The following is a 10,603-nucleotide window of genomic DNA, read 5'->3' as shown; positions in this document are numbered from 1 at the left end:
CAGATCAGATCACTCATGGCAGCACTCCTTGAACCGCCATTGAATCAATCAACCTCACCTCACACAAGCAATTTAATGGGTCCTGAGCCTAGTTCATCGGTATTCGCACGATGAGAGAAGATGAGGGAAAAGATGACGGATCGAGTTGCGCTCGTCACTGGAGCAAGTCGTGGTCTTGGCAGAGGAATTGCGCGCGCGCTCGCCAGCGGCGGTATGACAGTCTATGTCACAGGTCGTAACGCTGGAGATCTCAAAGCGGCGGTACGCGAAGTCGACGCCGCCGGCGGACGAGGGATCGGCGTGCGCTGCGACCACGGGAATGATTCCCAGGTGCAGGCCCTGCTTGATCGAATCCGGCAAGAGCAGGGTCGACTGGATCTGCTGGTCAACAATGCGGCGGCTGTGGACGCGGCGGAACTGACCCGCCCTGGCCCGTTCTGGCAAAAGGATCTGAAGCTGGTCGACATGATCGATATCGGCCTTCGGTCCAACTACGTTACCAGTTATTTTGCGGCGCCCCTCATGATAGAGACCGGACGCACGCTGATCATCAACATCTCATTCTATGGCGCGGTGAGTTACCACTTCGGTCCCGCCTACGGCGCGGCCAAAGCCGGCACGGACAAGATGGTGCATGACATGGCTATCGACGCGCGCGACACGGACCTCTCGATCATATCGCTCTGGCCGGGTTTCATACGAACCGACCAGCTCAAGGGTATGTCGGTGGAGGACTTATGGCCTGAAATACGTGCGATCGTACCTGAAATGGAAACGCCGGAGTTCACCGGGCTGGTCATTTTGAAATTGCTTGATGATCCTGAACGCAAGCTGCTCTCAGGGCAAACCCTGATCGGCGCTGCATTGGGGCACAAATACGGGATATCGGATCTGGATGGCAAGGAGCCCCGTGACTGGAGCGCCCAGTTGGGACGGCCAACGGTCTTTTTCCAGGGGTCTTGAACTTCGGATTGCGCCGTTCGCGGACCGTTGCGGCGTGGGGGTGCCGTGGTGCGGCTGGGGATAATCCTCTGCATTACATATCCGATTTATGAGGTGTCCTTCAGCTCGCCGTTGCGCATGTCGCACCTTGCCGGCACCGCTGTATTTTGCCCCTTTTAGCGCCTTTGTCCCACCTGTCGCCTTATGCCGGAGAATTTGCGATGTCCGAACCCACGCAACACAGCCCCGTACTGATCGTCAACATCGAAGGGCCGGTCGCGGTCGTCACGATCAACCGACCTGAAGTCATGAACTCTCTGTCGCGCGCTGTATTCGAAGAACTGGAAGCGGCCTTTGCCGGATTTGGTGAAGAGGTTCTGGTTGCCGTGCTAACGGGCGCAGGTGAACGCGCTTTTTGCGCCGGCATTGACATGAAGGAATTGGCGTCAGGCGAGGGGATCTCAGCCCATAGCGATGCTACCATCGGATTTGGACATACGCGTTTCGGCTTGGCGGCGTTCAATGGCGTGGTGATCGGCGCGATCAATGGCGTTGCGGTGGCGGGTGGACTGGAACTCGCCCTGTGCTGCGACATCAGGATTGCCTCTACGACCGCGCGGTTCGGTGACGTCCATTCCCGGGTAGGCCTGCTGCCTGGCGCCTTGCTCAGTTCCCTTCTGCCGCATCTGATCGGCGTCAGCAGGGCGAAGGAGATGGCTTTGTCGAGCCGGCTGATCGACGCGGCGACCGCAGAGCGCTGGGGCTTGGTCAATCGACTGGCCGAGCCAGGCGAGCTTCTGGACACCGCGATGGCACTTGCGCACGACATCGCCAAGCACGACCGCAAGATCATCAGGGCTTACAACGCTCTGATCGACGAGAATTATGGCATGACGTACAAGGATTCGATCGACAACGAATTCCGCGTATCGCAGGCGTTCGAAGCGCAGCATTGATCGTCAAGGGCGAGGTGCCTTGTGAAACCGAGGGGTGATGAGAGGCTTGCATCGTCCCTCGGGTCTTGCTCAACGTGCGAGCATGGCCAAGTCGATCAGGTCTTCCGCATAGGATTGACCAAGGCAGGGGTGATCGATGCCCTGCTTGCTAGGTTCGCCGCGACGCCGGAGGACGCCGGCCATATCCCGATGTTGGGGCAGAGCGTTGACGCATCTCATATGGCGAGCCTGCCAGCGTAACATCAGTAGTCAGAAAGCTGACATCAGAACGGACCGCATTCGGAAGGACGAGCATCTCTTCGTCGAGCGGAAATCAAGAAGCGGTCACTTGGCGTGCACCGTCGGCGTTAGCGGCAGCGATGACGTTATGGCTCGTCAACCTCGTCGACAATATCCGGCGTCTCCTGTTCGTCAGACGGGTGAACGCCACCTTGGGACAAGATCCAGCGTGCCGGCCCAACCTACGAAGGCAGAAGCGGAACCAAATCAGCGCTGTTACACGCCGGCGCCGTCAAACGCCAACAATGCTCAGATTATCAGCCGCCAGCGCTGAACTTTCTTCGATCCACCTGCATGTCATCGGACTGTGAACTGCGCCGCATCACGCGTTAACCAGTCGATCTTCCAGAATCAGGTTCGCAGCATGATAACCGAACGCCATCGCCGGGCCGTTGGTGTTGCCCGACACCTGCGTCGGCATGGCGGAACAGTCCACGACGCGAAGACCATCCACGCCCTTGACTCGAAGGCGACCGTCAAGGACCGCGTCCGCGTCGACGCCCATGCGGCATGTCCCCGTGGCGTGAATGCCTGGCTGAGACGTCTGCCGCATGTAGGTCAGGATTTCTTCGTCATTGGCAAAGTCGATCCCGGGAACGGTTTCGACCGCGCAATAGCGCTGAAGCGCGGTTGTCCCTGCAAAGCGTCGCGCAAACTTGAAGACGCCGATTGTCGGTTCATGATCCCGTGGGTCGCCCAGCACGTTGGCGTCGATGACGGGCTTGTCGAATGGGTCGAGCGAACTGATCTCTATGTACCCCGCGCTGTAGGGGCGCATAAAATAGCCGCCGATCATAACGCCGTGCTCGCTTTCAAGGACCGTCTCGTTGAAGGATTTGGTCCCGTCCACCGAAAACGCGCCCATGAAAAGCTGGCCATCAGGCCGGTCGAGCTCCGGGCGGGTACGGAAGAACGCCCCCGCTTCGAATGCGCAGTCCGCCAGCGGGCCGGTCCCGAACAGTTGCTGACGGAGGACGTTGCGGACGAGATTGAGGCCCGAGAACGAATGGTTGAGGCTGTCGCGATCGACTCGCAATTGGATCGATGCCGTTCCTCGGTGATCCCGCAGGTTCCGTCCGACTTCCGCCCGGTCGGCAACGACCGGGATGCCGATCCGCTGCAACAGCCCGGCAGGACCGATGCCCGATCGCTGCAACAGCAGGGGGGAGTTGAGGACGCCGGCGCTCAGGATGACCTCGCGTCCCTCGATCACCAGCTCCTCGCCGTTGCGTCGCCCGGCCACGGAGGTTGCGCGCCTACCTTCAAAGAGCAGGCGATCGACGGTGAGGTCGGTGATGACCTCCACATTCTTGCGACGGCGCGCGGGCTTCAGGAAGGCCTTGGCCGAGCTGTTCCTGCCGCCGCGATGGATTGTCCGGAAATAATATCCCGCGCCATCCTGCGCTTCGCGGTTTAGGTCCTCGCGCCGGGGAACGCCCAGTTCGCCCGCCGCTTCGATAAACGCCTCTGCGAGCGGATGCTTGCCGGGGAATGCGGAGATGTCGAGGGCGCCGCCTTCACCGCGCATCTCGTCCGCGCCGAGCTCATGGTTCTCCATTGCCCGATAGGCCTTGAGCATCTCGGGCCAGCCCCATTCCTCCAGGCCCATGTCATGCCACTCATCATAGTCCTCGGGTTGGCCGCGAACATAGACCATGCCGTTGACCGAGCTGGATCCACCGAGCGTCCGCCCACGAATCCACAGCTCGTCACGATTGCTGCCACCACCGACCTTGGCATTGTAGCGCCACAACAAATCAGGGTGCTGATAAACCTTTGGGAAACCACGGGGCATGTGGATGGCGGGATGTGTATCTTTCGGTCCCGCCTCGATGATCGCAACAGTGATACGAGGGTCTTCCGACAAACGGTTTGCCAGGACGCATCCCGCGGAACCGGCTCCCACAATGACATAGTCGAAGATCATTCAGTCTCTCCGTGACGTTGGATGCGTGTTTTGCGACGCTGTCCCGAGCGAGACGGCAGTTCCCCAAAAATGTCAAGGTTTCTTATTGACGACCGTTAGAAAATGTCGGACTTCCTACCTGAAGGAAGTGCGCGAAAACAGGCGCACATGGCGCTATTTTGCGCTTCTGATCACATTTTGGAGAGGGCGAAAGCCGATGCGATTGGATGGTAAAAGCGCGATCGTGACCGGCTCAGCCCGCGGCCTGGGGGCTAGCATCGCCAGAGATCTCGCCCGCGAGGGCGCCCGGGTCATGTTGTGCGACATTCTCGAGGAACAGGGACAGGACGTCGCTCGCTCGATCGGGGACGCCGCCATCTTCCGACGGCTTGATGTAACGAAATCCGGTGAATGGGCGGACTCCGTTGCCGAGGCGGAATCGGCGTTCGGTTCGGTCGACGTGCTCGTCAACAATGCCGCCCTTATCGAGCAGGTGCCTTTTGACGAGGTGACCGAAGAACTGTTCAGGGCGATTTTCGAAGTGAATGCGCTTGGGACGTTTCTCGGTATGAAGGCTGTTGCGCCAGCCATGCGTCGGGCAGGTGGCGGTTCCATCGTAAATATTTCCTCGACGGCCGGCATCCATTCGTCGGGCGGGCTTGCCTATGGGGGATCCAAATTTGCTATCACCGGACTGACGAAGACCGCCGCGCATATGCTCGGCCCAGAGAAAATACGAATCAACTCGGTCCATCCCGGTTGGATGAGGACCCCGCAGACGGAGGTCGTTCCGCTGGACTGGGTCGCCAGCCTGCTTCCCTTGCGGACGATCATGGACACGGCAGAGGTAGCAAAACTCGTCTCGTTCCTGGCATCGGACGATTCCTCAATGATTACGGGGAGCGAATATTTGATCGATGCGGGGGCGCTGCTGATGGGCGCGCGCGACATCGTTGATCGCATGGCCGATCATATGTGACGTTCGAGGTGCCCTAGGCGGCCCCTCTTCACGGAATGCCCGCGCGCGCATCGATCTCTTCGGTTAGAAGCCAGTCTTAGGGGCTCTGCCGGGGGGATTGGCCTGGCGATCGCGAGAGGCCTAGCCGGTGCGGGCGCTGCGGCACCATCAACATCCTTCAGGCTGTCAAGTTGACATGCGATATGCACCCGGGGTCAAGGGCAGGTCCAGGAATGTGCGCACCCCCGGCGCAGCCTCGCACAGTGCGACAACAGAATTCGTGATATGTCCGCCCACGGCCCAGCCAGCATCGGCCATGGGGTTACGGCCGAAAGCGCCTAGCTCTAGCTCGACCTTCATCGCCGGCGCACCATGGATCTCGACTTGGTAGCCTTCCTTTCCATCGATGCCGAAATGGGGCCAGTCCGGCGCTGCATCATCTGCAATTCGCGTAATGTGCTCGGCGACGATCCGCGCCTTGCCATTCACCAGGCCAGTTGCACTCAACCGCTCTGCCGCCACCGTCCCGGCGCGCACCAGGCCGGTGGCGATCTCCACGTCGCGATCAGTGACGACATGCTCGATGTTCATCCTGATTTCGTCGAGCGGCGCCTTTATGCCGTCCGCGACCATCGCGACCGATGCGCCCAGGCCGCGCGAAAAGCTACCCAGCACCCTGGAAAAGTCGAATGACGCCGGGTCTTGACCGAAACCAAAAAGGCCCATGATCGTGTCGCGGTCGTTGTAGTTCGCGTAATTCATGATTTCGCGCACCGCGATGGTATCGATGCGGGCGGAAATCTGCGTAAGGCCCAGCACAAACCGGTCGGGGGCATAGCCCGGCGATATTCCGGCATATAGAAAGCTGGCATTCCCTTTGGCGCACGCCGCTTCCAGCCGAGCCATTGTCTCCGCCCCCAGGTACGGCGCGTAGACAAGCGAGTTGGGCGCTGAGGCGATGACGTTCTTGCCGCTCTCCAGAAACGCACATAGCAATGCGAACATCCTGCCCGAATGCGAATCCGCCTCTAGGACGTCCCCGGCATAGGGGTCCCACGGCATGAAAGAAACGCAATCAGCCTCCATGGTCAACAGTGCCGATGTGTCCGTCGTAGCCAGAACCCCGGTATCGGGCATGCGGCAGATGGCGCCAGCATCCCGCCCCTCGTTTCGATTGCTATGGACACCGACCCCGACGAGTTGAAGCTGAGGATGGGTGAGGATCGATCGCAAAGCGAACTTACCGGTGGCCCCCGCGCCATATTGGATCATTCTGTATTGCTTCACGCCGTGCCTCCGCGTCGATTCGGCCAATCGATAGACCGAATATTGGTGGTGCGCCATACCGCCGGTGATCTCGCCCGATCGAGAGGATTTGCGATGAAGGCAGTCAGAGCATTTTCGCCCGGCAGTATCGACAATGTATCGATGCCGTCCTCCGAGCCGCGTGCCGCGTGTTGCGTTGTTCAAGATGCCGGCCCGCGGCACCTTCCGCGACGTTGGCCGGTCGATGGCGCGGTGCCATGAGGGCACCGGGGTCGACGAATAGGCAGGCAGCAACCAGGTGGGCAGTGACATGGGCATGCTGGCGGCCCGATATACGCGGGGCCATCAGCCAAACCGCAAGCGACAACAGCACGATCGGGTCGGCCGTCCATGCCGGCGCGCTGCCAGCCATAGCGGCAACTGTGATGCCGTACTCGACAAGACGCTTGTGCCAGTGCCCGACGACCCGCGCTTCCATCCTACCGCCCTGATGGAGTTCAGCAATGTGGCCGTCCGCTCGACCGTCCAGCGCGGGGGACGCACCAACAATTTTTCGGCTGTGTCGGATTGTTCGATGAATTCGATAGCAACCTGCCGACCCGGCGCAGGCCAACCCGAAATGTGTCGCCATTACATGCCCGCCATTGGCGACGACATGGCTCGCCAACGCTTCCGTTTTTCGAGGTTCGTGACGGGTATTGAACTCGCCGGGACGCCTTCGGGCTCGAAGCTCGTGGTGACGTTCGATTGACGCTGATCTGGACGCCTCAAGCTAGGGTCAGGACCCATTGATATGAGAGGCGCGATCTGATTCAGGCTCCCAGAGGAGACTGGATGTGAGCGATCTTTACTGGCTGACGGACGAGCAGATGGCGCGGCTGGCGCCGTATTTCCCGAAGAGCCACGGCAGGCCACGGGTAGATGATCGGCGGGTGCTGAGCGGGATCATCTTCGTGAACCGCAATGGGCTGCGCTGGCGCGATGCGCCGAAGGATTATGGGCCGCACAAGACGCTCTACAACCGCTGGAAGCGGTGGGGTGAGATGGGGGTCTTCACACGGATGATGGAAGGGCTGTCCTGTGCGGGCGCCGAGCGTCGGACGGTGATGATCGACGCGACGTATCTGAAGGCGCACCGCACGGCATCGAGCCTGGCGGTAAAAAGGGGGATCTCGGGCGCCTGATCGGCCGCACCAAAGGGGGCATGAACACCAAGCTCCATGCCATTACCGATGCCAACGGCCGCCCTTTGAGCTTCTTCATGACTGCCGGCCAGGTCAGCGATTACATTGGCGCGGCGGCTCTGCTGGACGAGTTGCCGAAGGCGCAATGGCTGCTTGGCGACCGGGGTTACGACGCTGACTGGTTCAGGGACGCGCTGCAGGAAAAAGGCATAAAGCCCTGCATCCCCGGCCGAAAGTCGCGTAACGAACCCATCAAATACGACAAGCGCCGCTATCGTCGTCGCAACCGCATCGAGATCATGTTCGGCCGTTTGAAGGACTGGCGCCGTGTCGCTACACGCTACGATCGCTGCCCAACCGCCTTCTTTTCCGCCATCACCCTCGCTGCCACCGTCATCTTCTGGTTATGACCAATGAGTCCTGAGCCTAGCCGCATCAGTGGTGCGACGTAGTGGCGGCAGGGCAGCGCCTGCTCGCTAAGGCGCGTTCTAGCGCATGAAATCATAAACGTAATTCCAACGGAGCAATACGCTGTTGTGATTTTATACTGCTTGTTAGAAAATGTAAAAAGCGTTGGAACAAAGCGCATCGGGTGGCCCCGCTGCAAACGTCTGTCTTGGACGTGTCGGGGTCGTCGATAAGGGAGGGTATATGTCACTGAAAGTCAAATCTATCGTCGTGCTTGCGTCTGTTTCGATAGGCGCGCTCATCGTTTCGGCGCCTGCGTCCGCGCAGGAGTCGACCGGTGCGACCGCTTTGGAAAACACTGCGTCAGCCAATGAGGCGCGACTTGCCGATATCATTGTCACCGCTCGTCGTTCGAGTGAGAACATCCAGAAGGTGCCGGTTGCTGTATCGGTACTCAGCGGCGAAGTGCTGGAGCAGAAGCGTATCACGGGCGCAAGGGATCTTCAGTACAGCACGCCCAGCCTGGTCGTCACCAACGATCCGCTGGGCGGCTCGACGGCCCCAGTGTTCCAGTTGCGCGGCCAGACCGTGGCGCAGGGTTCCGACGATACGGTTGTTACCTATCTCGGGGACGTTCCAGTCAACTCGCGAGCCTTCTCCGGCGGCCTGTTCGATCTGAACTCGGTGCAGGTCATCCGCGGTCCGCAGGGGACTCTGTTCGGCAAGAACAGCACCGGCGGTGCCGTGGTGTTCACGCCGCGCATTGCCGACACCAATGAAGTGTCCGGTTTTGTCGACGGTACCGTCGGCAACTACAGCTATTATCAGATCGGCGCTGGCGTGAACGTGCCCCTGATCACCGACAAGCTGGCGGTGCGGGTATCGGGCCAGATCACGCGCCAGGACGGATTTACGCGTAACCTCTCCGGACCGGATGGCGGTGACAAGAAATATGAAGTGCTGCGTTTGTCCCTGGTCGCGACCCCGACCGATGAGCTCCGCAACGAGACCTATCTCAGCTACTACCATGGGCGCCAGCATCAAAATCCGCTGATCTTCTCCCAGTACAACCCGACTTCCGTTTATAATGCCATCTTCTTCGGTCTTTTGAGCAAAGGGGTGGACCAGGCTACCGCGGACGGAACCGCTCAATTTGTTGCCAACATCGGCCAGCAGGCATTCGATGGAGCTTCGGCGCTCGGGCCGCGTACAATTGATTACTCAGTTCGGCCTAACAATGACGACAATGACGTATTCATCGTCACCAATACGACCAGCTACGATCTGGGTTTCGCCACGCTCAAGAATATTTTTGGATACTACAATCAAAAGCCGAAGGTTAGCCTGTCGCAAACCAGCACAAACTTCGCCTTTGTCGATATCTCTCAGAATAAAAATCAGAATTCATTTAGCAACGAGCTTCAGCTCTCAGGTGATAGTGATACCTTGAAGTGGATTATTGGTGCTTTCTTCTCGACCGAAAAAACGAGCACCTTTCAGAGGGCCTTTTTGTTCGGTAGTCTGGCTACAGATATCGCCTCGACCGATAAGTACACGTCCAAGGCTCTGTTCGCGCAGGGTACCTATGACTTCACGAATATCGGCCTCGCGGGCGTGAAGTTTACCGCCGGTATTCGTCACACCTGGGACACCCGTAGAGGTGTGCTGGACGTGGTTAATTACCCTGGCGCGATTGTGGTCCCCACGGTACAGAACCGGAAAACATATAAGAATTTCAGCTGGACACTTGGCCTGGACTACCAGGTAACGCCTGATCTTCTGCTCTATGTTGCCAGCCGCCATAGCTACAAGGCGGGCGGCTTGAACCTGGTGGCGTCGGAGTCTCCTCCGGAGTTGCAGACCTACGCGCCCGAGAAGCTGACCGACATCGAATTGGGTGCCAAGGCCAAGTTCGACATAGCTGATGTCGCTGTGGTGCGCACCAATGTCGCGGCCTACCGGGGTTGGTACAAGGGCTTGCAGTTCCAAGAGCTTGCGAATTGCGGCACGGTCGCAACCTTCGTCATCAACGCGGGCAAGGCGACGCCGAAGGGCTTGGAGTTTGAGTTTGATGCGGCGATCAACCGCAACCTTCGCATCGGCGGCTTTTACAATCGGACGCTCGGCAAGTTCGACAAGTTCGAGCTTGTTGAGCCCGCTGGATGTGCGGTAATCGGCTCTGGCGTGAACCTGAACGGAGCGGATTTCGGTCATATCTCAAAGGACACCGCTGGTCTGAATGCCTCCTATACCGTGCCGCTGACCCATGGCGATGAGGCACTGGTGTTCGCCGGCGACTGGTATTATCGCGGGGCCCGTGTCGGTGTCGCGACGCAAGGCGTGGCTTCTGCCATTCCGAGCTACTCGTTGTTCAATGCTCGTATTGACTATAACAACATCGGGGGCAGCCAGTTTAGTGCGGGCGTGTGGGTACGTAATATCGGAAACAAGCTGTTCGTCGCGTATCGAAACAACGTCCAGGCGCTGTCGGGCTATGACTCGCGAGCTTACGGTGATCCCCGCACCTTTGGCATGGACGTGAAGTTCAAGTTCTGATGATTTTTGCCGGGTGGCGTCGGTCACCCGGCATTTTTCCTGGTGAGGCGCCGCCCGCGAGGCTGTCCGTCGTCAGAACATTCGGCACAACTCGCGGCGTAAATTAGCGGAGTGCGGGCCTCGTCAGGGGGTTGATGTTAAGCGGCGA

Annotated in this window: 8 protein-coding genes; 6 read left to right on the top strand and 2 right to left on the bottom strand. The window is 59.3% G+C overall.

Annotated elements, in window-relative coordinates; genetic code table 11:
• Window positions 1-120 precede the first annotated feature (120 nt).
• Both J3E64_RS20445 and J3E64_RS20440 read left to right on the top strand, forming a co-directional pair.
• Window positions 121-963, top strand: a complete 843-nt coding sequence (locus J3E64_RS20445; protein ID WP_253345095.1) for an SDR family NAD(P)-dependent oxidoreductase — start codon at window positions 121-123, stop codon at window positions 961-963.
• Window positions 964-1,163: 200 nt separating this feature from the next.
• Window positions 1,164-1,898: an enoyl-CoA hydratase-related protein gene (locus J3E64_RS20440; protein WP_253345093.1), complete on the top strand. Its 735-nt coding sequence runs from the start codon at window positions 1,164-1,166 to the stop codon at window positions 1,896-1,898.
• A 601-nt stretch (window positions 1,899-2,499) separates the two neighbouring features.
• Here the strand turns inward: J3E64_RS20440 and J3E64_RS20435 are convergent.
• Window positions 2,500-4,104, bottom strand: a complete 1,605-nt coding sequence (locus tag J3E64_RS20435; protein WP_253345092.1) for a GMC family oxidoreductase — start codon at window positions 4,102-4,104, stop codon at window positions 2,500-2,502.
• A 196-nt stretch (window positions 4,105-4,300) separates the two neighbouring features.
• Here J3E64_RS20435 and J3E64_RS20430 point away from each other — a divergent pair, with 196 nt between their 5' ends.
• Window positions 4,301-5,062, top strand: coding sequence for an SDR family NAD(P)-dependent oxidoreductase (locus tag J3E64_RS20430; protein ID WP_253345091.1), 762 nt, complete (start codon window positions 4,301-4,303; stop codon window positions 5,060-5,062).
• Window positions 5,063-5,227: 165 nt separating this feature from the next.
• On the opposite strand, the gene J3E64_RS20425 is transcribed toward J3E64_RS20430, so the two are convergent.
• Complete coding sequence (locus J3E64_RS20425; RefSeq protein WP_253345090.1) at window positions 5,228-6,511, bottom strand: hypothetical protein; 1,284 nt, start codon at window positions 6,509-6,511, stop codon at window positions 5,228-5,230.
• A 106-nt stretch (window positions 6,512-6,617) separates the two neighbouring features.
• Between J3E64_RS20425 and J3E64_RS20420 the strand changes: the two genes are divergently transcribed.
• The 3 genes from J3E64_RS20420 (at window position 6,618) to J3E64_RS20410 (ending at window position 10,455) form a co-directional block, all read left to right on the top strand.
• Complete coding sequence (locus J3E64_RS20420; protein WP_253345089.1) at window positions 6,618-7,058, top strand: hypothetical protein; 441 nt, start codon at window positions 6,618-6,620, stop codon at window positions 7,056-7,058.
• Window positions 7,059-7,143: 85 nt separating this feature from the next.
• Window positions 7,144-7,901, top strand: a protein-coding gene (locus J3E64_RS20415) for an IS5 family transposase (RefSeq protein WP_253345088.1) whose coding sequence is annotated in 2 segments (ribosomal slippage) — window positions 7,144-7,477 and window positions 7,477-7,901 — 759 coding nt in all. Because the reading frame shifts where the segments join, the coding sequence is not laid out codon by codon here.
• A 241-nt stretch (window positions 7,902-8,142) separates the two neighbouring features.
• Window positions 8,143-10,455, top strand: coding sequence for a TonB-dependent receptor (locus J3E64_RS20410; RefSeq protein ID WP_253345087.1), 2,313 nt, complete (start codon window positions 8,143-8,145; stop codon window positions 10,453-10,455).
• Window positions 10,456-10,603 lie beyond the last annotated feature (148 nt).

The organism is Sphingobium sp. OAS761, from assembly GCF_024168485.1.
In the GTDB taxonomy this organism is placed as follows: Bacteria; Pseudomonadota; Alphaproteobacteria; order Sphingomonadales; family Sphingomonadaceae; genus Sphingobium.
This window is presented reverse-complemented; position numbering and strand designations above follow the sequence as displayed.